Annotated in this window: 24 protein-coding genes; 12 read left to right on the forward strand and 12 right to left on the reverse strand. The window is 68.9% G+C overall.

From position 1 onward, the window contains the following. Positions 1 to 32: 32 nt before the first annotated feature. Complete coding sequence (locus NM1_RS04140) at positions 33 to 749, forward strand: SDR family NAD(P)-dependent oxidoreductase (RefSeq protein ID WP_068014049.1); 717 nt, start codon at positions 33 to 35, stop codon at positions 747 to 749. Positions 750 to 817: 68 nt separating this feature from the next. Further along, a complete protein-coding gene (locus NM1_RS04145; RefSeq protein WP_068014051.1) occupies positions 818 to 2,122 on the forward strand; it encodes a DUF5005 domain-containing protein in 1,305 nt (434 codons plus the stop codon). An 18-nt stretch (positions 2,123 to 2,140) separates the two neighbouring features. Here the strand turns inward: NM1_RS04145 and NM1_RS04150 are convergent, their stop codons facing one another. The 4 genes from NM1_RS04150 to NM1_RS04165 all read right to left on the reverse strand — a co-directional run bounded on the left by NM1_RS04150 (position 2,141) and on the right by NM1_RS04165 (position 5,273). Beyond that, positions 2,141 to 2,665: a hypothetical protein gene (locus tag NM1_RS04150; RefSeq protein WP_246011430.1), complete on the reverse strand. Its 525-nt coding sequence runs from the start codon at positions 2,663 to 2,665 to the stop codon at positions 2,141 to 2,143. 168 nt (positions 2,666 to 2,833) lie between these two features. Next, on the reverse strand, positions 2,834 to 3,808 hold the full coding sequence (locus tag NM1_RS04155) for a lysophospholipid acyltransferase family protein (RefSeq protein WP_246011431.1): 975 nt from the start codon (positions 3,806 to 3,808) through the stop codon (positions 2,834 to 2,836). 5 nt (positions 3,809 to 3,813) lie between these two features. Further along, positions 3,814 to 4,638, reverse strand: a complete 825-nt coding sequence (locus tag NM1_RS04160; protein WP_068014053.1) for a GNAT family N-acetyltransferase — start codon at positions 4,636 to 4,638, stop codon at positions 3,814 to 3,816. 152 nt (positions 4,639 to 4,790) lie between these two features. Further along, positions 4,791 to 5,273, reverse strand: coding sequence for a MarR family winged helix-turn-helix transcriptional regulator (locus tag NM1_RS04165; RefSeq protein WP_068014059.1), 483 nt, complete (start codon positions 5,271 to 5,273; stop codon positions 4,791 to 4,793). A gap of 102 nt (positions 5,274 to 5,375) precedes the next feature. Between NM1_RS04165 and NM1_RS04170 the strand changes: the two genes are divergently transcribed. Further along, positions 5,376 to 6,248, forward strand: a complete 873-nt coding sequence (locus NM1_RS04170) for a VC0807 family protein (protein ID WP_068014062.1) — start codon at positions 5,376 to 5,378, stop codon at positions 6,246 to 6,248. 24 nt (positions 6,249 to 6,272) lie between these two features. Here NM1_RS04170 and NM1_RS04175 read toward each other — a convergent pair whose 3' ends face one another. The 4 genes from NM1_RS04175 to NM1_RS04190 form a co-directional block, all read right to left on the reverse strand. Further along, positions 6,273 to 7,034 (reverse strand): ABC transporter permease, encoded by a 762-nt coding sequence (locus NM1_RS04175; RefSeq protein ID WP_068014064.1) that lies wholly within the window; start codon positions 7,032 to 7,034, stop codon positions 6,273 to 6,275. Then, positions 7,031 to 8,047 carry an ABC transporter ATP-binding protein gene (locus NM1_RS04180; protein ID WP_174556835.1) on the reverse strand — a complete coding sequence of 339 codons (1,017 nt, stop codon included), beginning with the start codon at positions 8,045 to 8,047 and terminating at the stop codon, positions 7,031 to 7,033. The genes NM1_RS04175 and NM1_RS04180 overlap by 4 nt, the downstream gene beginning before the upstream one ends. 61 nt (positions 8,048 to 8,108) lie before the next feature. After that, the gene (locus NM1_RS04185; protein ID WP_084519145.1) at positions 8,109 to 8,756 is read right to left on the reverse strand and encodes a PadR family transcriptional regulator; all 648 of its coding nucleotides are present in this window, start codon (positions 8,754 to 8,756) and stop codon (positions 8,109 to 8,111) included. Between the two features lie 59 nt (positions 8,757 to 8,815). Next, positions 8,816 to 9,364, reverse strand: coding sequence for a CGNR zinc finger domain-containing protein (locus NM1_RS04190; RefSeq protein ID WP_068014068.1), 549 nt, complete (start codon positions 9,362 to 9,364; stop codon positions 8,816 to 8,818). A 62-nt stretch (positions 9,365 to 9,426) separates the two neighbouring features. On the opposite strand from NM1_RS04190, the gene NM1_RS04195 reads away from it, so the two are divergent. Further along, a complete protein-coding gene (locus NM1_RS04195) occupies positions 9,427 to 10,269 on the forward strand; it encodes an alpha/beta fold hydrolase (protein ID WP_246011432.1) in 843 nt (280 codons plus the stop codon). A 71-nt stretch (positions 10,270 to 10,340) separates the two neighbouring features. Here the strand turns inward: NM1_RS04195 and NM1_RS04200 are convergent, their stop codons facing one another. The 3 genes from NM1_RS04200 to NM1_RS04210 form a co-directional block, all read right to left on the reverse strand. Continuing rightward, positions 10,341 to 11,603: a glycosyltransferase family 4 protein gene (locus NM1_RS04200; RefSeq protein ID WP_068014070.1), complete on the reverse strand. Its 1,263-nt coding sequence runs from the start codon at positions 11,601 to 11,603 to the stop codon at positions 10,341 to 10,343. Next, positions 11,600 to 13,156 (reverse strand): 1,4-alpha-glucan branching protein domain-containing protein, encoded by a 1,557-nt coding sequence (locus NM1_RS04205; protein ID WP_068014072.1) that lies wholly within the window; start codon positions 13,154 to 13,156, stop codon positions 11,600 to 11,602. The genes NM1_RS04200 and NM1_RS04205 overlap by 4 nt, the downstream gene beginning before the upstream one ends. A gap of 101 nt (positions 13,157 to 13,257) precedes the next feature. After that, on the reverse strand, positions 13,258 to 14,067 hold the full coding sequence (locus tag NM1_RS04210; RefSeq protein ID WP_068014073.1) for a class I SAM-dependent methyltransferase: 810 nt from the start codon (positions 14,065 to 14,067) through the stop codon (positions 13,258 to 13,260). 193 nt (positions 14,068 to 14,260) lie between these two features. Between NM1_RS04210 and NM1_RS04215 the strand changes: the two genes are divergently transcribed. Both NM1_RS04215 and NM1_RS04220 read left to right on the forward strand, forming a co-directional pair. Next, positions 14,261 to 15,046, forward strand: coding sequence for an electron transfer flavoprotein subunit beta/FixA family protein (locus NM1_RS04215; protein ID WP_068014074.1), 786 nt, complete (start codon positions 14,261 to 14,263; stop codon positions 15,044 to 15,046). Between the two features lie 38 nt (positions 15,047 to 15,084). Then, complete coding sequence (locus tag NM1_RS04220; RefSeq protein ID WP_068014075.1) at positions 15,085 to 16,044, forward strand: electron transfer flavoprotein subunit alpha/FixB family protein; 960 nt, start codon at positions 15,085 to 15,087, stop codon at positions 16,042 to 16,044. A gap of 192 nt (positions 16,045 to 16,236) precedes the next feature. On the opposite strand, the gene NM1_RS04225 is transcribed toward NM1_RS04220, so the two are convergent. Continuing rightward, positions 16,237 to 16,629, reverse strand: coding sequence for a DUF1707 domain-containing protein (locus NM1_RS04225; protein ID WP_068014076.1), 393 nt, complete (start codon positions 16,627 to 16,629; stop codon positions 16,237 to 16,239). Between the two features lie 98 nt (positions 16,630 to 16,727). Between NM1_RS04225 and NM1_RS04230 the strand changes: the two genes are divergently transcribed. The 6 genes from NM1_RS04230 (at position 16,728) to NM1_RS04255 (ending at position 22,615) form a co-directional block, all read left to right on the forward strand. Then, a complete protein-coding gene (locus tag NM1_RS04230; protein WP_068014080.1) occupies positions 16,728 to 17,672 on the forward strand; it encodes an aminoglycoside phosphotransferase family protein in 945 nt (314 codons plus the stop codon). A gap of 504 nt (positions 17,673 to 18,176) precedes the next feature. Next, on the forward strand, positions 18,177 to 19,925 hold the full coding sequence (locus tag NM1_RS43770) for a sensor histidine kinase (protein ID WP_246011433.1): 1,749 nt from the start codon (positions 18,177 to 18,179) through the stop codon (positions 19,923 to 19,925). Then, positions 19,925 to 20,332 carry a roadblock/LC7 domain-containing protein gene (locus tag NM1_RS04240; RefSeq protein ID WP_068014083.1) on the forward strand — a complete coding sequence of 136 codons (408 nt, stop codon included), beginning with the start codon at positions 19,925 to 19,927 and terminating at the stop codon, positions 20,330 to 20,332. The genes NM1_RS43770 and NM1_RS04240 overlap by 1 nt, the downstream gene beginning before the upstream one ends. An 87-nt stretch (positions 20,333 to 20,419) precedes the next feature. Then, on the forward strand, positions 20,420 to 20,770 hold the full coding sequence (locus NM1_RS04245) for a DUF742 domain-containing protein (RefSeq protein ID WP_068014085.1): 351 nt from the start codon (positions 20,420 to 20,422) through the stop codon (positions 20,768 to 20,770). Beyond that, positions 20,745 to 21,371: a GTP-binding protein gene (locus tag NM1_RS04250; RefSeq protein WP_068014086.1), complete on the forward strand. Its 627-nt coding sequence runs from the start codon at positions 20,745 to 20,747 to the stop codon at positions 21,369 to 21,371. Before NM1_RS04245 ends, NM1_RS04250 begins: the two co-directional genes overlap by 26 nt. Next, the gene (locus NM1_RS04255; protein ID WP_068014087.1) at positions 21,368 to 22,615 is read left to right on the forward strand and encodes a cytochrome P450 family protein; all 1,248 of its coding nucleotides are present in this window, start codon (positions 21,368 to 21,370) and stop codon (positions 22,613 to 22,615) included. The genes NM1_RS04250 and NM1_RS04255 overlap by 4 nt, the downstream gene beginning before the upstream one ends.

A 22,615-nucleotide genomic window follows, 5' to 3' on the forward strand; every position in this document is an offset into this window, starting at 1 on the left:
TTGGCCGTCCGGGCCGCGGCGAATCTGAGGCCATGACAACAACACTGATCACAGGCGCGAACAAGGGACTGGGCTTCGAGACCGCCCGCCGGCTCGTCGCGGCGGGGCACACCGTGTACGTGGGCAGTCGTGACGCGGACAACGGCCGCCGGGCCGCCGAGCAGCTCGGTGCCCGGACGGTGGTCATCGATGTCACCGACGATGCGTCGGTCGAGGCGGCGGTGCGGACCATCGAGGCCGGCGGCGGGCTGGACGTCCTGATCAACAACGCCGGAATCTCCGGCGCCGAGGCACGCGCCGACGACCGGGACTCGTTCGGCGCCGCCGCGCTGACCGTCGAGATGATGCGGCCGCTGTTCGAGACCAACGTCTTCGGCCTGGTGCGAGTCACCCGCGCCTTCCTGCCGCTACTGCAGCGATCCACCGCACCGGTCGTGGTCAACGTCAGCAGCGGAACGGCCTCCCTGACCCGCGCCACCACCCCGGGCGCCCCCGCCTACGACTACCCCGGCGTCGCCTATCCGGCATCGAAGGTCGCGGTCAACCTGATCACCGTGAAGTACGCCAAGGCATTCCCGTCCCTCCGGATCAACGCCGTGGAACCCGGCTACACCGCCACGGACCTCAACGGTTTCGCGGGCACCCAAACGGTGGAGCAGGGCGCCGAGATCATCGTCCGCATGGCCCGGATCACCCCCGACGGCCCCACCGGCGGTTACTTCGACACCACCGGTCCCCTCCCCTGGTAAGCAGCGGCAAGACGAGCAGTGTGCAGTGCGGTTTTCACGCCGAACAGGACATGTGAGAGAAGTCCACTGTGCATTCATGGAACGAGCTGTGGCGCAATGTGATCGCGAGGACGGTTCCGACAGTCAGGGACCTGTCGGCCGTTTTCAAGAGCGAGTACGACGACACCGCCTTCACGCTGCGCGGAACCGCCGAATCGTTGTCGCACGTGGATCAGGCCGGCAGGCGGTTGATCGACAGCTGTGACGGACCGGAAGTCGGCTCGGGGGCAACCGGATCGCGATTGCGGGTGATAGCCGCCCGGCCCCATCATGAACTGAACACGCTGCTGTCCAAGTACGCCTACTCCGACGACGACGGCTGGACCGGCGGTGACAGTACCTATGTGCGGCGGCTACCCGACGGCCGCCACGTGATGATGTTCTCCGACACGTTCCTGGGGCGGGTGGCGGCCGACGGCACACGGGTGCGCGAAACCCCCTTCGTGAGCAACAGTTTCGTCGTGATCGAGCGCAGCGGAGAGATGCGGACGGTGCTCGGCAGAACACCCGGCGGCCAACTGCGGGCGGTATTGCCACCGGAGGGCGACCAGTTCCATTGGCTCGGCGGGTCCCATGTCACCCGCAGAAACACCCTCGACGTGATGTTCCTGCGTTTCACCGGCGATTCACGGGTCACTGACACCGGCGGCGACTTCGATGCCGAACGCCTCCGGACTGCCCTGATACCGGGAGGACAGGGCGAACTGGAGCACCGGGCGAATCTGCTCGCTCGTTTCGACGCACGGGATCTGAGGCTGCTCGATGTGACTCCGATGCCCTCGGATACCGGGGTGCACTGGGCGTCGTGGGTGGAGCACGACCCCCGCACCGATCATTCCTATGTCTACGGCGTGACGGACGCGGGGGCCGACAAATACATGCACATCGCGCGTGTCCCGGGTGACGACCTCCGGCAACAGTGGGAGTTCTTCGACGGGCAGGGCGGGTGGTCCCCGCGGGAGGCCGACTCGGCACCGCTGATGTCCGGCGTTGCCAACGAGTACAGCGTGGCCCGGTTGGATGACAAGCGCTTCCTACTCGTCACCCAGGACACCACCAGCCCCTACAGCCCGGACATCGTGGGTTACCTGTCGGATTCTCCTACCGGGCCGTTCACCTCGCCGACCCTGTTGTACCGGACGACCGAGTCCGGCCCCCTCGGCTTCTTCGGAGACGGCGACGTTGTCGTCTACAACGCTCACGAGCAGCCCGATCTGCGCAGGGGCAATGAATTGACCATCACCTACAACCTCAACAGCAGTGTCCAGGGTGTGCTCGATGACAGCGCGAAGTATCGCCCGAACGCAGTCAACGTCAAATTCGAACTCGATTAGGGCAGCCCTGGGACATCTCTATGGAACGACGACCTCGAGCGAAGCCGGGATATTGGCCTTGTCCGTTCGCAGGGTGAGCTGGACCCGGCCGGGGCCGGTTTCGGCGAGGACGATGGCCGGGGACAGGCGCTGGCCCGCGGGGACGAAGCGGCTCACGCTGCCCGACTGCCCGGTGTCGAGGTTGCGCCAGTCGACGATCGCGGTCACGTCGCAGGCCAGCAGTTGCGGGCCCCACTCACCCACCGGCGAGAAGCCCTGGGTGATGCACAAGACGACCGAATGCGAGGCCCCGGGCGCCTCGGAGTACTGGTAGAGCGGGCCGTCGAAGGCGGTGCCCCCGGCCGACATCATGCCCGCGCACACGCCGTTCCCGAGCGTGAAGACCGGGCTGAGGTTGAAGTCGGTCTTCACGCACGTCCGCGGTCCGACGTTGGACCAGCCGAGCTGGCACGGCTCGCCGTCGTCGGCGGAGGCGGGTGCGGCCACTGCCAGACCCGCGCCGATGAATGCGGCGGTGGCCGCGCCCAGGAACGTGCGTTTCATTCGTCGTACTCCCTTGTCCAGGCCAGTAGTTCACGAAAAGCATTGCCATGCTAGCGATACCGAGACCAGTGCTGCCGAGGTGTCTCGCTACTTATTGGCAAATCGCACGATTCCGTTACAACAAAGCCCGGGCAGGGTCTGCCCTCCCACCGCCGACGCCGCCGAATTTCAGGAAGCGGTCACCGCGGGCTCGACGATCGCGTCCGGCACGATGGCACGGGTCGGACCCGTTCCGACCGCCGTGGCGTGCGCGTCGATATCCACCACCTCCGCGCCCCGGATCGCCCGCTCGCAGCGGCGTGCCAAGTCGTGACGGTCGGGACCGGGACCTTCGATGGGCAGCAGAACCACCTCGGCGACAACGCCTTTCGAGCGCAGCACGCGACGGGCGGAGTCGGCGAAGGTGTCCAGCCCGACGAAGCCCGGCACCGTCGACAACTCGCCGTCGCGGTCGAGGTAGCGCACCCGGATCGGCTGCACCGGCGTCGCGGTATCGACGGCGGCCTGGAACAGGGCCGGGCGCAACCGGCCGTGCGCACGGCCGCACCAGGTCGTGCCCTCGGGGAACAGGCCGACCCGCTCCCCCGCGGCCAGCCGCGCCGACATCGTGGCGACCACCTCGGGCAGTTGCCGGAGCCGTTCGCGGTCGATCGGGATCACCCGCATCAACCGGGCGAGGGCACCCAGCACCGGCCAATCGATCAAGTCACCGCGGGCGACGAATCCCATGGGTTGCACGGCCGCCAGTGCGAGTACGTCGGTCCAGCCCACATGCCCCGCCACCACGAGCAGCCCCTCACCGGCTGCCCGCGGTGGCGCACCGTCCGCGCCGTCGGTGTCCGGTCGCGCAGGCTCTCGCTCGTCGATGATCCGCAAACGGATTCCGCAGCAATGCAATGCGGCGCGGGCGTAGCGCCGGTGCAGGCGGGTGCGCCGGCCGCGCGGGGTGGCCAGGTTGACCGCCGGGAAGCTGGCGAGCAGCGCGACCACGCCCAGCACCCGCGCCGTCGCGCGCACGGTCCCGGCCGTGGCGGACACATCGACGCAGCGGGGCCCGCACGGGCTCGACGGCATCCAGTCGTGTACCGGCGCGGCCGGTGGGCACGACAGTGCGGAGGAACCGGGTGCTACCAAGGCGGGCATCGCAATCACCGTCCGTCGAAGGTATTCGCGGCGCTCTGTAACCGATCCAGGTAGCGCCGGTTGATGGTCTCCATGCCGAGCAGCGCGACGAAATCCGCGACGCCGAAGTCCGGGTCGTGCGCGGGCTCGCCGCAGATCTCCGCGCCCAGGCGCAGGTATCCGCGCAGCAGCGGCGGAAGTTTCGGCCGCGCGGGCGGTTCCAGCTCGTCGAGGGTGCGGCCGTCGACGACCACCGGATTGCGCGGCAGCACCCGCCGCGCCGGATCGCCGCCGTGCTTGGCCAGCAACAGGTCTCGCACGCCGCGCACGTTCGCGCCGACCGGGTCGGCCGGGCCGTCCTGCATCGGCACCGACACGCAGCCCATCACCCAGTCGTAGCCGGTGAGCTGGATGTAGTGCAGGATGCCCGCCCACATCAGCGTCAGGGTGGAGCCGTTGCGGTGGTCGGGCACGACGCAGGCGCGGCCCATCTCCACGATCCGCTGGCCCTCGGGATCCATTGCGGTCAAATCGAATTCGGTGGCGGTGTAGTACCCGCCCGCGGCGGCCACCTTGTCCGGCGGCAGCATCCGGTAGCAGCCGACGAACTGATCGGTCAGCTCGTCGCGCACCAGTAGGTGGTCGCAGTGCTCGTCGAAACGGTCGGCGTCGAGACCGTCGGCGCTGTCGGGAACGGTGAACCCGGGCTCGGACGCGAACACCTGGTAGCGCAGCCGCTGCGCCGCGCGACGGTGCTCCGGGTCGGAGGATACGACCAGCGAATACTGCGGCCGCTCCACCCCTGTGTCCGTCGTGCGGGCCGGCGCTGTCAACACGGACATTGTTGTCATGTCCCGATGAAGCCAGCCGGAATCGGCCTCGGGGCTACCGCCGAGTGTCCTGCCGATGCCAGTCCGGTGAACGAGACGACGATCACACCCGGCGTTCACCGGCTCGATACGCCGGGTTCGCCCAGTTTGCGTGCCGCACACCTGACCAGCGGTCAGGGCAGCACAGTACCCCGGAACCCGGGCGCCGAGATGCGGCGGGTGTGCCCGACCAGGATGTCGGTGGTGCGGCGCACCCAGTCGATGATGGCCGCCAGCTCGGCGGGGCCGTATCGCGCGGCCAGCTCGGTCATGTCCTGGCCGAAGGGCACGAACACGGCCGCGAGCAACGCGTCGACCTCCGCATTGGGAACGAGCTCGACCAGCACCTTGCGGCGGTCGTGCGGGTCGCGGGTGCGGCGCGCGTATCCGGCCTTCTCCAGCCGGTCGACCAGGCCGGTGACGGCGCCCGTGGTGAGGCCCGTGTGCTCGGCGATCGTCCCGGCCGGAACCGGTCCCAGCAGGCGCAGCGTGTCCATGCACTTGCGATCGGAAGCGCTGAGCCCCAACAGTTTTCCCGTCGCCGCGTGGAAGTTCACCATGGCGGTCGCGAACTCGCGGCCGAACACGGTGGTGTCCGCCGGTGCTTCTTGCGTCATGTCTCCACCTTACCTTAGTCTCTAACTATCTTAGTACCTAAGATATTCTCGGCTGAGGCAAGGCTGAGCGCAGCATCCGCCGGACAGGAACAGGAGAATCCGATGCCGGATATCGACAAGCGCACCAAGGCGTTCTGGATCGCCACCGCCGTCGCCAACCTGGCGGTGGACATCCTGCTTCCGACGCTGGTCTTCGCACTCCTCGCGCCCACCGGGCTGCCCGCCACGCTGCGCCTGGCACTCGGTGGCACCCTGATCGCGGCCAAGGCGATGGGCGGGCGCATCGAGACCGGGCAGTTCCGCTGGCGGTTCGCGGCGGTCGCGGCGGTCGTGCCCACCGCCGCGATCATCGGCTGTCACCTGGCAGGCCGCACGGACACCGCCAGCATGGTCGCGGGTCCGGTCGCCGCCGCGGCGATCGTGGTCGCGGATCTGGCACGGAACCGATTCGGCAGCGGCACAGGGCAATCCATCGACGGGTTCGCCGTGCTGGTGCTCGCGGAGGTGGTGGCGGGCATCGTGCTGACCTCGATCAGCGGCGATCCCCGGTTCGTGCTCGCCCGCAGTTCGTTCTATCTCGCGCTGGCCGGGGCCTTCATCCTCGCGACCACCTGGACCCGGCGTCCGCTCATCCGAGAAGCCCTCAAACCTGTTACCGCGAACGGGGATCCACGGCGGGGCGCGGCCTTCGACCGGCTGTGGGACGAATCGAAGCGGTTCCGGAGGATCTACCGCTGGGTCAACGCCTCGCTCGGCGCGGCCCTGCTCGCCGACGCCGCGGTGCGCACGGCCGTGATCTACGGCTACCCCGCCGACGAGGTCGGGCGCGCCTCGCTCATGTCGCAGCTGCCGTTCGTGATCCTGATCGGCGGATGGTTCCTGATCAACCGCGGACTGGTGATTCCGCGGGCCGTCCGCCTGCTGGACGCGGAGATGTCCGGGCCCGCCGGGGTTCCGGCGGGCTCGGCACGGTAGTACAGCATCGAAAGCGACTGCGGCTCAGGCATTCTCGCGGGCGAAGCTACGGGCACCGATCACCATCAGGACCAGCGCCACGGCCAGGGTGAGGCCGGTCCCCCAGTAGACCTCCGAATCCCCGAAGTCGCCGCGGAACAGCGCACGAGCCGCTTCCACGGTGTGCGAGAACGGATTCACCGTCCCGATGGTCTGCAACCAGGTCGGGCCGACGCTCAGCGGCAGCAGGATGCCCGACAGCAGCATCAGCGGCACGGAGAGGCTGTTCAGCATCGAAGCGAGCGTCTCCTCCGAGCGCGCCCACAGCCCCAGGGCATAGGAGGCCGCCGCCAGACCGGCCCCCATCACCGCGATCAACAGCACCGACAGCACCAGGCCCAGCGGATCCGGCCGCAGACCGAACGCCAGCGCGGCCACCGCGACCAGCAGTAGCGCCTGCACGATCAGCACCGCCATATCCTTCAGCACGCGGCCGAGCAGCAGGGCGCCGCGGCTCGCCGGGGTCACCCGCTGCCGCTCCACGACGCCCGCCCGCAACTCCATGACGATGCCGAACCCGACGTAGATCGCGCCGAACAGGCCGATCTGAATGACCAGCGCCGGTGTCAACACCTCCCAGGGATCGGAATCCGGGCCCAGCGCGGGCGCGATGCCCTTCACCAGCGGGCCGAACAACACCAGATACAGCACCGGCTGCGACAGCCCGATCAGCACCCAGACCGGATTGCGCAGGTTCGCCCGCAGCTGGGACCAGAAGATCAGTCCGGTATCGCGCAGAAATGTCATGCTCGGCTCGCCTCCCGCAATGAGCGCCCGGTGATGGTGAGAAAGACGTCGTCGAGGCTGGGCCGCTTGACGGTGAGCGCGCCGGTCGCGATGCCGCGCTCGTCCAGGGCGCGCAGCAGCGGCACGACCGCGGCATCGCCCTGTTCGACGGTCAGGTGCACCAGCGTCGTCCCCGCCTCGCCCGGCGCCGGGGCACACATCCGCGAGCGGACGTCGAGCACCGATTCGGCCACCTCGAGCGCGAGATCGGCGTGCTCGTCGTCGATTTCGATGCTGACGACATCGCCGGAGATGCGCCGCTTGAGGTCGTCCGGGGAGCCCTCGGCGACGATGCGGCCGTGGTCCATCACGAGGATCCGGTCGCACAGCGCGTCGGCTTCCTCGAGGTAGTGCGTGGTGAGCACGATGGTGGTGCCGCGCGCCCGCAGCCCGCGGATGTGCTCCCACAGATTGGCCCGGCTCTGCGGATCCAGCCCGGTGGTGGGCTCGTCGAGGTAGATCAGCCGCGGGCCGTGCACGAGGCCGAGCGCGATATCGACGCGCCGCCGCTGCCCGCCGGACAGCTGGCCGCACTTGCGGCCGCCCAGGCCGTCCAGGTCCAGGGCGCCGAGCAGGGCCTCGGCATTGCGCCGCGCCGCCGCCCGGTCGAGCCCGAAAAGCCTTGCCTGCAAGACCAGTTCGTCGATCACCAGCTCGGACTCGTTGGTCGCTCCACCCTGCGCGACATAGCCGATGCGCGAACGTACCGTGCGCGGTTCGGTGCGCAGTTCGGCGTCGACGATCGTCGCCTCGCCCGCGGTGGGTGCGATCAGGGTGCTGAGCATGCGCAGCGTCGTGGTCTTGCCCGCGCCGTTGGGACCGAGCAGTCCGACGATCTCGCCGTCGTGCACGTCGAAGTCGACGCCCGCGACTGCCGCCACCGGACCTGTCTTCGTCTGAAACGTCCGCGCCAGCCCCCGAACTCGGATCACCGAGGTGCGGGTGTGGCCACGAAGCGTCGCCGTCGTTTCCATGCCGGTAACGGTAGAAACGACGAGCCAAATAGTCAAGCTTTACTATTCAGTCTTGATTAAGCTAGCCCCGCGCACCGTCCTCCGCCTCGCCACCGCCCACCCGCAGATGCCCCAGCACCTCGTAGGGCTCCCCCGACCACACATCCAATTCGCCGCTTTCGATGCGCTGCAGGGTCTTTCGCGACCACTCCAGATCCGCGCGGGTGTGGTCGGCGGCCAGCCGGATGTTGTCGGCGACGTGATACGGCTCGGCCTCGCGCGGATCGCCGCTGCCGGCCAGGATGCGATCCACCTCGCGCTCGAGATACACGAGATCGGCCTCGAACTTGAGGATCCGGCCCTGCAGCGCGGCGATCACGTCTTCGCGCGGCGCGTACGGGATCAGCGCCACCGCCGCGTAGTACGGATGCTTCGGCGGTTCGGTCGACCACAGCGCCTCGCGCAGCATGTCGCCGAACACCTTCTCCCCCTCGGAGGTCAGCCGGTAGGTGGTGCGCTCGGGCCGCGCCCCGTCCTGCCCCACGCCCTCGACGTCGATCAGCCCGTCCCGCTGCATCGTCTTCAGCGCGCCGTACACCGAACCGGGTTTGATATTCGCCCACTCGTCGGCATGCCACGACAGCAACTCCCGCCGCACGTCGTACCCGTGCACCGGTTGCAACAACCGCACTACCGCCAGAACCAGTAACCGCGTCGTAGGAACAGCCATGCCCGAATTCTGCCCCCACCACCGTGCCGGAGCCCGCACCGCCCGCCTCTGCGATCGATTCAGCGGTGGCGGGAACGGTAATTCGCGACGTTCACGCGATTGCCGCAGATCTCGGGCATACAGAAGCGACGCCGACCCGCCCGGCTGCTGTCGACGAATACGCCGTCGCACACCGGCGACGCACACCGCCGGAAGCGATCGTGCCCGAGAGCGTGCACCACACCGAGCAGACCGGCACCGGCCGCCATACCGATCTCCTCCGACAGCGACACATCGGGCCGGGACACGATCCACCACTGCCGGCGACCGGCCGCGTCGCGAAGCAGCTGCGGCCCGGCACAGCCCGCGGCCACCAGCGCGTTCGCGGCGTCCACCAGCTCATCCTCGGCGGATTCGATGATGGCGCGCAACAGCTTCCGGAGACGATGCACCTCGCGCACCTCGGCGGCGGCGACCCGGCGATCGCCCAGTTCATGAGCGGCGAGGAACTGCGCGAGCGCGGTCGGATCGGGCAGCGCCTCACCGGCGGTGCGGACTCGCGGATCGGTATTCACCAGGTCCGTGGCCAGCTGCGCGCCGGAGGTGTAATCGGATAAGAGTTGTTTCACACCTTACTCCAGAGTTACGGTAAGTGGAGAAATCTCAGTTTACCTATTACCTGGAGAGCGCTGTGCGAACTGCCTGGAACCTTGCGGAGCGAATTCACGTCACCGGCGGCGAGGTCGCCGCCGGCCGGTTCGGCGACGGTCCACCGGTGGTGCTGGTGCACGGCACACCGGCCTCGTCCTACCTGTGGCGCAATGTCGTTCCGGAATTGGCGCAACGGCACACCGTCTACGTGTGGGATCTGCTCGGATACGGAGATTCCCGGCTCGCCGCGGACGCGGCACCGTCGATCGCCCTGCAGGCCCGCACCCTCGCCGAACTGGTCGAGCACTGGGCACTGGACGCCCCGGCGCTGGTCGGTCACGACATCGGCGGTGGTGTCGTGATGCGCGCACACCTGGTCGAGCAGGTCCCGGCCCGGGGGCTCGCGCTACTGGACGCCGCCGTGCTCGGCCCGTGGAACACCGCGTTCACCGAACACATGCAGGGCCATGCGGAGGCGTATCGCACGATGCCACCGGACGTCTTCGCCGACATCATCGGCCCGCGCCTGCGCACGGCGACCCACCGCCCGCTCTCCGACGCCGACCTGTCGGCCTACCTCGCCCCGTGGCACGGTCCCGACGGCCAGCAGCGCTGGATCGATCAGGTGGTGGCCGTCGATCACACCGACACCGCCGCGGCGGTCGCCCGGCTCGGCGAGGTCACCGCGCCCACCCTGGTGCTGTGGGGCGAAAAGGACCGCTGGCTCACCCCGGACACCGGCGCGCGTCTGGCGACCGCCATCGCCGACGCCCGCTTCGAAACCATCCCGGGCGCAGGACATTTCATCGCCGAGGACCGACCTCGTGCCACCGCGACCGCCCTCACCCGATTCCTCGCCCTGCTCTCCGAGCCGATCGGGTGAATCGACACAGCCCGGCCGTGCGTGCCCGAGCAGTGCGCGACACAGCGAAAGCCGGTGCCGCCGAGAAAGTTTCAGAGGAGGTTGTTCGGATCTCGTTCGGGGAGGGGACGTTCCACGACGACCGGGCGGCCGAGCGGGTTGCGGACGCGGCGCTTGGCGGCCTGGTAGACCTGGATGGTCTCGGCGGCGACGACGTCCCAGGCGAAGTCGGCGTTGAGGTATTCGCGGGCGGCGTAGGCGCGCTGCTGGGCGGCGGGCTGGTCGTCGAGGACCGCACATACCGCCTCGACCAGGCCGTTCACGTCGGCCGGTGCGAAGGAGGCGCCGGTGATGCCGTCGATGACGAGCTCACCCAGACCACCGGCGGTGGAGGTCACCAGCGGCGTCCCGGCCGCGGCCGCCTCGAGGGCGACGATGCCGAACGGCTCGTAGCGGCTGGGCAGCACGATCGCGTCGGCGCCGTGCAGCCAGCCCAGCAACTCCGTATGGTCCAGGCGCCCGGTGAAATTCACCGCCCGCATCACCCGGTGTGCCCGGGCGCGCTCGCGCAGCCATTCGAACTGGGTGCCGACGCCCGCGACGGTCAGGGTCGTGCCGGGGTGCGCGCGGCGGATGCGCGGCAGCGCGGCGATCGCGTCCTGCACGCCCTTCTCGTATTCGAGCCGCCCGACATACAGCAGCCGTGGCGGCCCCGAGCGCGGGGCACGTTCGCGAAAGGCCCACGCGCCCACGTCGATTCCGTTGCGGATCACGGTCACCGGCACCAGCTCGGGACCGTAGAGCCGCTCCACCTCGTCCTGCATCGAGGTGGAACAGGTGATCAGCGCGTCGGATTCGCGCGCCAGCCACCACTCCACCGAATGCACCTGCCGGTTGACCCGCCCCGACACCCAGCCGCTGTGCCGACCGGCCTCGGTGGCGTGGATGGTCGACACCAGCGGCACGTCGTAGTGTTCGGCCAGCGCGATCGCCGGATGCGCGACCAGCCAGTCGTGGGCGTGCACCACGTCCGGGGTCCAGCCGTCGGCGATGCCCGGCTTGCTCAGCGCGATGCCCGCGCGCACCATCGCGTGCCCCATCGCCAGGGTCCAGGCGAGCATGTCCTCGCCGAAATCGAAGCACGGCGGATCCTCGGCCACGGCGACCACGAGGACCCGGTCCTCGATGAAGTTGTAGGTCGGATGGGTCGAGGAGTCGGTCCCCATCGGGCGGCGCGCCAGCACCACGACCTCGTGCCCGGCGGCGGCCAGCTCGGTGGCCAGGTGGTGTACGTGCCGACCCAGCCCGCCGACCACTACCGGTGGGTACTCCCACGACACCATCAGAATCTTCATGGACGTCCTTCTGTCACTGCGCGGCGTGCGTCCAGCGCCGGGAACAGCCCGTCGGCCGCGTACCATCCTGCCGCCAACTGCCGGGCTTTGGCGAGTTGGCCCGCACTGACGGCCCCGGAAATCTCCCGGACGGCGTGCGCGTGCTGATGCGCGCGGTCGCGGGCATAGCCGGCGGCGGAGTCCTTGCTGACCATGAACGCCCAGTCGCTGGACACGGTCAGCACCGCCTCGCGCAGCAGCTGGTCGGCCACCGGATCGCGCAGACCGTCGCTGTGCGCCCCCATCTTGTCCAGGGTGTCGAGGGCGAGGCGGACGATGTCGGCATTGAGATCCACCAGGTCCCGCACCTGGTCCCCGGCCCACACCCGCCAGTCCTTGCCCGAACCCCACGAGGAGTCCGCCAGCTGCACCGGTTCTCCGGTGAATCCGTTCGCGCGGGCGTCGGCGAGGGTGCCGACGGTGATCCCGGCCTCGGGCAGCGCGCGCAGCACCTGCTCGAGCCACTGCGGTCCCTCGTGCCACCAGTGCCCGAACAGTTCGGTATCGAACGCCGCGACCACCAGCGCGGGCCGCCCGATCCGCGCGGATTCATCGATCAGCCTGCGCCGCACCGTCTCCACGAAGTCCTCGACATCGCGGCGCACCGCCGTGGCGGCCAGGTCCGGGTCGTAGGGCGCCTTGTCCGGACCGGCGACCTGCTTGCCGGTGACCCGGGCGGGCTTGAGCCCGGTGTCGTGGTCGTAGTGGTGGAAGTCGCGGTAGGCGCCCTGGCCCGGATAGCCGGACTTCGGCGACCACACGCGGTAGCTGACCTGCAGATCCCGCCCGAAGGCGACGACGTCGGAGTCCCACACCGGCCGCCCGAGCGTGGTATCGCCGCGCAGGGCCGGTCCGTCGACCATGAAATGCGTCACATCCGCTGCGGCGTACCCGGTTTCCATCCCCGGCGTGAAGCCGCATTCCGGCGCCCAGATTCCCGACGGCGTATGTCCCCACCGGTGCCGCGCGTCGGCGAGTCCCTCGCCGAGCTCGAACCCGCGCAGCCGCGGATCCAGCAGCGGCTGGAACGGATGCGCCAGCGGACCGCCGAGCAGCTCGATCGCCTCGGCATCGATCAGCTCCCGCCACACCGGCGAGCCGCCGTGCCGCCAGTGCCGCTCGAAATCGGCGAGGGCCGCGGTGGCCAGCCGGTGCTCGTGCCGCCCGAGCGCGAGATTGCCCGCCATCGCCGCCTCGTCGGCGCGTAGTCGCCAGTTGCCCAGCCAGTGATGCATGCCCGACAGACAGTGCGGATCATCGAGCTGAGCGGCCAGCACCGGCGTGATCCCGAAGCTCAGCAGATGCGAACGCCCCTCCGCAGCAAGGGTTCTCAGAACCTTCGCGACGGGAATGTAAGAGGCGGCCCAGGATTGATACAGCCACTCCTCCCCCACCGGCCACCGCCCATGATGCGCCAGCCAGGGCAAATGGGAATGCAGCACCAACGTGAACTGGCCGGGTACACCGCCAGCCGCCCCACCACTTCTCCCGTCGCGAGGTGCCGCCCCAGGCATCCCGCTCTCATTCCCGGCCCCAGGCGCCCCACTTACATTCCCGGCCTCAGCCGCCCCACTTACATTCCCGGCATGCTTTTGGCCGGGATCCTCTCCTGCACTCAAGGCTTCACCGCGATGGCGACCAGGTCGAGACTCGCATCGATCTCCGGATCCCACGCGCCGCTCTCGTCACCGCTCCACAGCACGAAATCATCGGTACGAACCCCCGCGACGTCGACGGCCAGCTCCTCCGGCCACGGCTCGCCCGCCAGCGCGCGCTCGATCTGGGCGTCGATCAGCGATCCACCCCACTTGGCGTCCAGCGCGGCGAGTCCGGGCCCGTGATGCACACCCGCCATCAGGTCGACCCGGAAACCGGCCTCCACCAACAGTTCCGAGAGTTCCGCGCCGTTCAGCTCGCGCGTGTGGAAGGGGTTCAGCGGGGTATCGCGCCCCGGCGAGAACGTGATCCGGTTCGGCGTGCTGATCAGCAACTCCCCGCCCGGCCGCAGCACCCGCAGGCATTCGCGCAGGAACTGCGCCTGATCCCAGAGATGCTCGATGACCTGGAAGTTCACCACGACATCGACCGACGCGTCCTCGAACGGCAGCGCGGCCAGATTGCCCTGCACCATCTCCACGCGCGGATACGCCGCGCGCACGTGCTCGACCGCGCTCTCGTCGTAATCCAGACCGGTCACCTTGGCCGCCACCCCGGCAATCATGTTGGCGCCGTAGCCTTCTCCGGATCCGGCCTCAAGCACGTCCTTGTTCGCGCAGCGCTGCAGCAGGCGGGCGTAGACGATCTCGTGGCGGCGGAACCAGTAGTTCTCCTCCGCGATGCCCGGCACCGTCCGCTCGCCGGTCAGGGGCAGCGGGTCCACCGCGCTGGACTCCCCTGCGGCGGGGGAGAAAACGGCCTCACTCATTCACCCGACGTTAGCGGTTGCCCCTATCACACCGGCGCCCGGAGTGGTGATGCAGAACATCACACCCTAAGTTACCCACGAGTAACTTAACGTAGGGTAATGTCCCGAGCTGAGCTAATCGTGGACGTACGGCCACCCGATCGTGCGACCCCATCCTTACGTGCCATCCAGAACAGGAGGTCGACGAAGACCAATGCCGAACATCGTCGTACTGATCAAGCAGGTTCCCGACACCTGGTCCGAGCGCAAGCTGACCGATGGTGACTACACCCTCGACCGCGAGGCCGCCGACGCGATCCTGGACGAGATCAACGAGCGCGCCGTCGAAGAGGCCCTGCTGATCAAGGAAGCGCAGGGCGGCGAGGTCACCGTCCTGGCCATGGGGCCGGAGCGCGCGACCGAGGCCATCCGCAAGGCGCTGTCCATGGGCGCCGACAAGGCCATCCATGTCAAGGACGACGCGATCCACGGCTCCGACGCCGTGCAGACCGCGTGGGTCCTGGCCGGTGCGCTGGGCCAGATCGAGGGTGTCGAGCTGGTCATCGCCGGCAACGAGTCCACCGACGGCCGCGCGGGCGCGGTCCCGGCCATCATCGCCGAGTACCTGGGCATCCCGCAGCTGACGCACCTGCGCAAGCTGGCCGTCGACGGCGAGAAGATCTCCGGCGAGCGCGAGACCGACGAGGGCGTGTTCAAGCTCGAGGCCAGCCTCCCGGCCATCGTCTCGGTCACCGAGAAGATCAACGAGCCGCGCTTCCCCTCCTTCAAGGGCATCATGGCCGCGAAGAAGAAGGAAGTGCAGACCTTCACCCTCGCCGACCTGGGCATCGACCCGTCGACGGTCGGTGTGGGCAACGCGGGTTCCGCAGTCACCGGTGTCACCCCGAAGCCGCCGCGCACGGCGGGCGAGAAGATCGTCGACGAGGGTGAGGGCGGCCAGCAGATCGCCACCTACCTCGTCGGTCAGAAGATCATCTGATACGCCCCCGAGCCCAACGAACTTCAGGAGAAAGAGCAATGGCAGAAGTACTCGTGCTCGTGGAGCACGCCGACGGTGCGACCAAGAAGGTCACCACCGAACTCCTCACCGCCGCCCGCGCGCTGGGCACCCCGGCCGCGGTCGTGCTCGGCCCGGCCGGCACCGGTGACAAGCTGGCCGACGCGCTGTCCGCCGCCGGCGCCGAGAAGATCTACGTCGCCGAGTCCGACGACGTCGACGGCTACCTGGTGACCCCGAAGGTGGACGTGCTGGCCGGTCTGGCCGAATCCGCCTCCCCCGCCGCGATTCTCGTGGCCGCCTCCGCCGACGGCAAGGAGGTGTCGGGTCGCCTGGCCGCGCGCATCGGCTCCGGCCTGCTGGTCGACGCCATCGGCGTCGACGCCGACGGTTCGGTCACCGGCTCCATCTTCGGTGGCGCGTTCACCGTCGACTCCAAGGCCACCGGCGATGTGCCGGTGATCTCGGTGCGCCCCGGCGCCGTCGAGGCGGCCCCGCAGGCCGCCGCGGGCGAGAAGGTGACCGTCGAGGTTCCCGCGCAGGAAGAGGGCGTCACCAAGGTGACCTCCCGCGAGCCCGTGGTCGGCGGCGACCGGCCGGAGCTCACCGAGGCCACCATCGTGGTCTCCGGTGGCCGCGGCGTGGGCAGCGAGGACAACTTCCACAAGGTCGTCGAGCCCCTCGCGGACGCGCTGGGCGCCGCGGTCGGCGCCTCGCGTGCCGCCGTCGACTCGGGCTATTACCCGGGCCAGTTCCAGGTCGGCCAGACCGGTAAGACGGTCTCCCCGCAGCTGTACGTCGCCCTGGGCATCTCGGGCGCCATCCAGCACCGCGCGGGCATGCAGACCTCGAAGACCATCGTCGCCGTCAACAAGGACGAAGAGGCGCCGATCTTCGAGATCTCCGACTACGGCATCGTGGGCGACCTGTTCAACGTCGCCCCGCAGCTGACCGAGGCGGTCAAGACCCACAAGGGTTGAGGCTGATCCGCCTCTCCGCGATTTCTGCGGGTCGTCGAGCGCGCTGTGCGTTGCGCTGCGGGCCTGCGGAGATCGAGGGGCCGGGTCAGCCCGTCCCCGAGCAGAGTTACCCTCGACTCGCCAAATCCGGGGTTGCGTAGTGCAACCTCGGGTTTGGCGAGTTTTGTTTTCCGGCATGCTTTCGGCCGGAAACTAGTGCCGGTTGGTGAGGATGCCGATGGCGGTCGGGATGCACAGGGCCAAGCCCCAGGGGACCTCGACCCAGAACGGCCAGAAGTAGCCCATGCCGGTGGCCAGCCAGATCAGGATGCACAGCAGGTTGACGAATACCCAGGGGATCCACATGATCACCACCCAGGTCGGGATCCGGCTCTGGGACTTCGCCTCCGGCCCCCGCGAAACCCGTTGGGCGGGAAGGTCCGACAGCAGCGGCGCCAGTTCGCCGTAGGTTCTGGCGGCGTAGACCTGCTGCACCCGCTCGTCGAACTCGTGCAGGCTCAGGCGGCCCTCGTCCATCGCCAGGCGCAATCGGCCGACGTACTTCTCCCGATCGGCGTCCGACGCCCGCAGGTTCTCGTTCCCCACCCCGCCAGAGTAGGTGGGCGACTGTCTTTTCGCTGCCCGACCGGCGCGCGGGCGCAAATTGGTTTGCGGTTCGCGCCGCAGGCCGGAAGGCTGATCGAATGTCGATCACGCTGCCTCCGGAGGTAGAGGAGACCATTCGCACCGTCTTCGAGGAGCGGGGCGAGGACTGGCTGGCCGCGCTGCCCACGGTGGTGGAGAAGCTCTGCGGCGCCTGGGAACTGGAGCTGATCGGCGACTCGTTCTCCGGCGGCACGCACTCGTTCGTGGCCCCGGTCCGGCGCGCCGACGGCTCGGTCGCGGTCCTGAAGGTACCGGTGGTCGACGAGGAGAACGTCGGCGAGCCCGCCGGACTGTTCTGTTACGACGGCGACGGCGCCGTGCGGCTGTACCGATTCGACCCCGGCACCGGGGCCATGCTGCTGGAGTGGGCGCGGCCCGGCACACCGCTGCTGCGGCAGCCGGGCTTCCCGAGCCTGGAGGGACGCCCCGAACACGTGGACAAGATCGAGTCGGCGTGCCGGCTGTATCGCCGGCTGCGCCGCGAGCCGGTCGGCGTGCCGCCGGGCTTTCCGGCGCTGCCCGAGGCCGCCGCGATGGTGGCCGACTGGACCGAGATGTTCACCGATCCGGAACCCGAACTCGCCCAGGAGATCCCGGACGACCTGCTGCGACAGGCCGTCGCCTGGTGCCGCAGGCTCGCCGAACCGGACGGCCCGTTGCTGATCGTCAATCGCGACACCCACCTGGGCAACATCATTGCCGCCGAACGGGAGCCGTGGCTGCTCATCGATCCCAAGCCCTATCTGGGCGAGGCGGCGTTCGACGCGGGCTTCCTGGTCATGATCCAAACCCAGTGCGACCCCACCCCGTCGCACGCCCGCCGGGTCGTCGATCACACCGCCCGGGCGCTGGAGGTGGACGCGGATCGTTCCCGTGGCTGGGCATTCCTGCGCGCGCTGGAGGAGATCGCCTGGGCCGTGGAGGATGACGAGCCCGAGTTGCTGCGGTTGCACCGCGCCGTCGCACAGGCCCTCAGCGAGTAGGCGGCTAACGCCCGCGAGAGCGGAGAATTCAGAGGGACCGGTCGGTCTGCCACGGGAATTGGTGAGTTCCGGTATCCGGGACGGTCGCCCGATGTGCGAACCAGCGAATCTCCAGTTGCCCCTCGATTCGACCCTTCTCCTGGGCGAGTACTGCGAGAATGCCGTGATCGGCTACCGGGCAAGGCATTTGCAACCTTCGCATCGCCACCCACAGATCGCAATGTTGATAACGATTCGGTCGCTGCCACTCAGAATTGCTGATAATGTTTGCCGTCGTCGGGTGCTGGGGCCGATAGGGCCCCCGCCGGACGGGCAAGGTTCGTGCTGAAATCGCCTGTCCGGGAAGCAACTTCGAGGTCCGCCGGGTGGTTCTGACAGCCCGGCGCTGCTCCGGCGCCGACGCAAGCGTCATCCGACCCTGGTGTCTGGTGGTCGGCGAGTTGAGGAAGGACAAGGCGGCCGGGCAGCCGGCGACGAGGGAACCTGATGAATCAATCTACCGCCGTGACGATTTCGTGGATCCTCGCCGCAGTTCTCATATTGGCCGTCGCGGCGGCCGTGTATGCGGCGTACTACGCGCTCCACCAACGGTCCCGTGCCGAGGCAGCCGAACAGGCGCTGCGCGGCACCGAGGACGAGCTCGAGCACTTCACTGCCAGCACAATGCCTTTCGTGGCCGATTCGGTGCGCAGATCCGACGTCACGGTGGACATTCCGGTGGCAGGCGGGCATTCGCGCTTCTCGCAGGCGCTGCGCGCGGTCGCCGAGCGCTACGCCGGCGACCTTCGCCTGGTGCAGGCCGAAACCCGCGAGCGCATCCGCCGGGAGGCCGAGTACGAGGCGCAGCAGGCGATCTCCCGCGCGGAGGCGTCCGTGCGCTCCGAAACCGAGAACGCCTCGCGTGAGGCGACCAGCGCGGCCGTGCGCGCCTTCGGAACCTCCGTGGTCAGCCTCGGCACCGACGTCAGCCAGGTGGTGAGCACCGCGCTGCGCGAGCACCGCGGCGACGAGGTCTACGAGACCCTCACCCGCATCGACCACAGCGTCCAGCAGATGATCCGCCAGGCGCAGTCCTATGTGATCGTCTGTGGTGGTCTCCCCGGGCGGCGCTGGCCACAGCAGTCGCTCACCGATGTTGTCGGCGGTTCCGTCGGGCGTGTGCGCGACTTCACCCGCGTGCGGCCGCATCAGCTCGACCGCACCGTCATCAGTCGCGCGGTGGAGCCGCTGGTCCACACGCTGGCCACGCTGCTCGACAACGCGCTGCGGTACTCGCCGCCCACCTCGTTCGTCGACGTGTCCTTCCAGGAGGGCCATCACGGCGTCACGGTGATCGTCGACGACGCCGGCGTGCGGATGAACTCCGAACAGATGGAGGAGGCCCGCCAGGTGCTCGCCGGCGAGCGGGTCGTCGACATCCACCAGCTCGGACCGGCTCCGCGCGTGGGCTTCCCGGGCATCGCCTCGCTGGCCCGCCGCTACGGCTTCACCGTCTACATCGATGGCCCCAACGCCTACGGCGGTATGCGGGCGATGGTGTACGTCCCGGAGCAGCTGCTGTCGCCACGGGAGCGCACGCCGCAGATGGCCGCGCCCACAGTGATTTCCGCGGTCGCCGAATCGGACGCCACCACCTCGTCGACCCATCGCGCCTTCGGCGGCGACCCGGTGGGCTCCGGCCTGCAGCACGCCGGACCGACGGGAGCTTCGCAGACCGGAACGACCGGGCCGGGACAGGCCGGAACGACGGGGGCAACACACGCCGCAATGACGGGGACGACACAGGGCGGCGCGTCAGGATCCGCGCGCGCCGAGACGACGGAATCCGTATACGCCGCACCGACGACACCCGCACACCCCGGATCGCAGGCCGACGCCGCATCCTCCGCCCCCGAGGGCGCCCACGCCGCGTGGGCCGACAATGCGCGCGGCACGGCCGGGGCGCACGCCGCACCGGCGGAGAGCACGCGACCGCTGACCTCCGGGGGCGCGCACGCCGCACCGGCCGCCGATCCGGCGGATCCGGACGAGGACGCCGACGACTCCGAGTCCATGTCGACCGTCCACGAACTCACCCCGGGCGGATTACCGCGACGCCGCCGCCGCACCGTGGCGGTGTCCACGGTGTCACGCGGAGGCCCGGATACCGACACCGCACTTCCCCGACCCGACGTCGCCGCCGCTTGGCACAGCGGTACCCAGAGCGGCCGCTCCTCCGCCGCACACGAAAACACCGAAGGGATGACATCCTGATGAGCACACCCGGTATAGCCGTCTCCGACGGCAACAAGCTGGCCTGGATGCTCGAGGACCTCAACGTTGCCGGTGTACGGTTCGCCGTCCTACTCTCCGACGACGGGCTGCGCATCGCACAGGTCGGAGAGATCAGTGTCGACGACGCCGAGCGCTTCGCCGCCGCCTCCTCCGGGCTCCGATCGCTCGGCAAGGCTCTCGGCGAGTTCTGCGGGGCGGCGAATACGGTGCGGCAGAACATGACCGAGTACGACGACGGCATGATCTTCATCACCGCCGCCGGCGAGGGCGCGCTCATCGGTGTCTCCACCACCACGCAGGTCGATGTCAGCCTGATCGCGCACCGGATGAACGAACTCGCATTGCGCGTCGGCCGCGAACTCGGCAGCCTGCCGCGCCAGCGGTAACGGCCGCCATGAGTGAGCGCAGCGAGCGAACACATGGCACGGCTGGGCGCCTGCACGTGACGCCGCCGAGCGCTGACGAGGTGACGCATGAGTAGGCATCGGCGCGACCCCGATCTCGTCCGGGCATACGTGCGTACGGGCGGGCGTTCGCGCCCCACCCGGGAGCTGGATCTGGTATCTCTCGTTGTGGCAGCACAGGATCCGGCCCCGGGCGTGAGCCCGGACGGGCGCCGGGTGATGGGCGTGTGCAGCCGCCGCGGGGCCTTGTCGATCGCCGAGATCGCCGCCTATCTCGATCTGCCGCCCTCGGTGGTCAAGATCGTCGCGTCCGACCTGCTGGACAGCGGTCAGCTGGTCAATCCGACTCCGGTGGACCAGGTTCCGCAACTCGCCCTGCTCGAGGAGGTACTGAATGGGCTCCGCGCTCTCGCCGTCTGAGCGCCCGTCTGCCCTCACCGAACGCACCGTCGACTATGTGCCCGAGACCGTCACCCGGTCCGTGAAGCTGTTGGTGGCGGGCAATTTCGGCGTCGGCAAGACCACGTTCGTCAGCAGCGTGTCGGAGATCCGGCCGCTGCGCACCGAGGAAACCATCACCGAGGCCAGCGTCGGCATCGATGATATGGCGGGCCTCCCGGGCAAGGTGACCACCACGGTCGCCATGGATTTCGGCCGCATCACGCTGAATCCGCAACTGGCGCTGTATCTTTTCGGCACCCCCGGCCAGCGCCGGTTCCTCCCGCTGTGGGAGGAACTGGCCCGCGGCGCCCTCGGCGCGCTGGTGCTCGTCGACACCCGGCGCATCGACAAGGCCGACGAGGTGCTGGCGATACTCGAGGAGCGCGGGGTGCCGTACTCGGTGGCGGTCAACGAGTTCGAGGGCTCGCAACGCTTTCCGCTGCACGAGATCCGCGAGGCGCTCGACCTCGAACCCAGTACCCCGCTCACCGCCCTGGATGCCCGCGACCGCGGCCCCTGTCTGCGGTCGTTGATCACGCTCGTCGAATTCCTGTTTCAGCGTCTGGAGTCCCATTCTTGACCCGGCCCCCGGTTCACCCCGAGTCCTGCCCGGTCCTGCACGGATCGCCGATCGACACCGACGGACCGCGGATCCCGCTCCACACACCCGAATTCGCCGCGAATCCCCATGCGGCCTATCGGGATATGCGGAGGCGCTACGGGTCACTGGTGCCCGTCGATCTGGCGCCGGGCGTACCCGCCACCCTGGTGATCGGGTACCGCACCGCCGTGCAGATCCTCAACGATCCCGAGCACTTCCCCGCCGATCCGCGCAACTGGCAGAAGCACGCCCCGACCGACTCGCCCATCATGCCGATGCTGGAGTGGCGGCCGAACGCCATCCGCAGCGCCGGAATCGAGCATGAGCGCTACCGGCAGGCGAATACGTTCGCGATCAACGGAATCGACCTGCACGCCCTGCATTCCACCGTGGAGCGCATCGCGATACCGCTGATCAACACCTTCTGCGAGGAGGGGTCGGCCGAGCTGATCCAACAGTACGCGTTCCCGCTGACCTTCGAGGCGCTCAACGCGATCCTCGGCTGCCCGCCGGATATCGGGCAGCGGGTGGCGCGCGGCATGGCGATGATCTTCGAGGGCGTCGAGGCCGAGCGGGGCAACGAGATGCTCAGCGGCGCCCTGCTCGAACTCGTCACGATGAAGCGGTCCGAGCCGGGCGCCGACGTCACCTCGCGGCTGCTGGCTCATCCGGTCCGGCTGGACGACGTGGAGATGATCCACCAGCTGGTCACCCTCTACGGCGCTGGCATCGAGCCGATGCAGAACCTCATCGTCAACACGCTGCTGCTGATGCTCACCGACGACCGCTTCGCGGGCAACCTGCTCGGCGGCAGCCTGTCCACCCGGGACGCGCTCGACGAGGTGCTGTTCACCGACCCCCCGATGGCCAACTACTGCGTCACCTATCCCCGGCAGCCGATCCTGATCGACGACGTCTGGCTACCGGCAAATCATCCCGTGGTGGTCAGCATGTCCGGCGCCAACAACGATCCGGCCGTCGGTGCGCGCGAATTCACCGACAACCGTTCGCATCTGGCGTGGAGCGTCGGCCCGCACTCGTGCCCGGCGCGCTCGGTGGCCTACATGATCGTGCAGGACGCCATCGATCAACTGCTGGACGCGCTGCCGGACCTGCGCCTCGCCGTGGAGCCGACCGAATTGACCTGGCGCCCGGGACCTTTCCATCGTGCACTGGCGGGCCTGCCGGTCCGATTCCCGAAATCTCCACCGTTGCACGTGTAG

This window comes from Nocardia mexicana NBRC 108244 (assembly GCF_001613165.1).
Classification (GTDB): Bacteria; Actinomycetota; Actinomycetes; order Mycobacteriales; family Mycobacteriaceae; genus Nocardia; species Nocardia mexicana.

Bases quoted from the DNA above. Each gene is read 5' to 3' on its own strand.
- NM1_RS04165 (WP_068014059.1), bottom strand. From the start codon at position 5,273: ATGACGCAAGAAGCACCGGCGGACACCACCGTGTTCGGCCGCGAGTTC.
- NM1_RS04250 (WP_068014086.1), top strand. From the start codon at position 20,745: ATGGGCTCCGCGCTCTCGCCGTCTGAGCGCCCGTCTGCCCTCACCGAA.
- NM1_RS04200 (WP_068014070.1), bottom strand. From the start codon at position 11,603: ATGAAGATTCTGATGGTGTCGTGGGAGTACCCACCGGTAGTGGTCGGC.
- NM1_RS04240 (WP_068014083.1), top strand. From the start codon at position 19,925: ATGAGCACACCCGGTATAGCCGTCTCCGACGGCAACAAGCTGGCCTGG.
- NM1_RS04210 (WP_068014073.1), bottom strand. From the start codon at position 14,067: ATGAGTGAGGCCGTTTTCTCCCCCGCCGCAGGGGAGTCCAGCGCGGTG.
- NM1_RS04170 (WP_068014062.1), top strand. From the start codon at position 5,376: ATGCCGGATATCGACAAGCGCACCAAGGCGTTCTGGATCGCCACCGCC.
- NM1_RS04245 (WP_068014085.1), top strand. From the start codon at position 20,420: ATGAGTAGGCATCGGCGCGACCCCGATCTCGTCCGGGCATACGTGCGT.
- NM1_RS04150 (WP_246011430.1), bottom strand. From the start codon at position 2,665: ATGAAACGCACGTTCCTGGGCGCGGCCACCGCCGCATTCATCGGCGCG.
- NM1_RS04180 (WP_174556835.1), bottom strand. From the start codon at position 8,047: ATGGAAACGACGGCGACGCTTCGTGGCCACACCCGCACCTCGGTGATC.
- NM1_RS04215 (WP_068014074.1), top strand. From the start codon at position 14,261: ATGCCGAACATCGTCGTACTGATCAAGCAGGTTCCCGACACCTGGTCC.
- NM1_RS04205 (WP_068014072.1), bottom strand. From the start codon at position 13,156: ATGCCTGGGGCGGCACCTCGCGACGGGAGAAGTGGTGGGGCGGCTGGC.
- NM1_RS04160 (WP_068014053.1), bottom strand. From the start codon at position 4,638: ATGACAACAATGTCCGTGTTGACAGCGCCGGCCCGCACGACGGACACA.
- NM1_RS04140 (WP_068014049.1), top strand. From the start codon at position 33: ATGACAACAACACTGATCACAGGCGCGAACAAGGGACTGGGCTTCGAG.
- NM1_RS04220 (WP_068014075.1), top strand. From the start codon at position 15,085: ATGGCAGAAGTACTCGTGCTCGTGGAGCACGCCGACGGTGCGACCAAG.
- NM1_RS04185 (WP_084519145.1), bottom strand. From the start codon at position 8,756: ATGGCTGTTCCTACGACGCGGTTACTGGTTCTGGCGGTAGTGCGGTTG.
- NM1_RS04230 (WP_068014080.1), top strand. From the start codon at position 16,728: ATGTCGATCACGCTGCCTCCGGAGGTAGAGGAGACCATTCGCACCGTC.
- NM1_RS04175 (WP_068014064.1), bottom strand. From the start codon at position 7,034: ATGACATTTCTGCGCGATACCGGACTGATCTTCTGGTCCCAGCTGCGG.
- NM1_RS04155 (WP_246011431.1), bottom strand. From the start codon at position 3,808: ATGCCCGCCTTGGTAGCACCCGGTTCCTCCGCACTGTCGTGCCCACCG.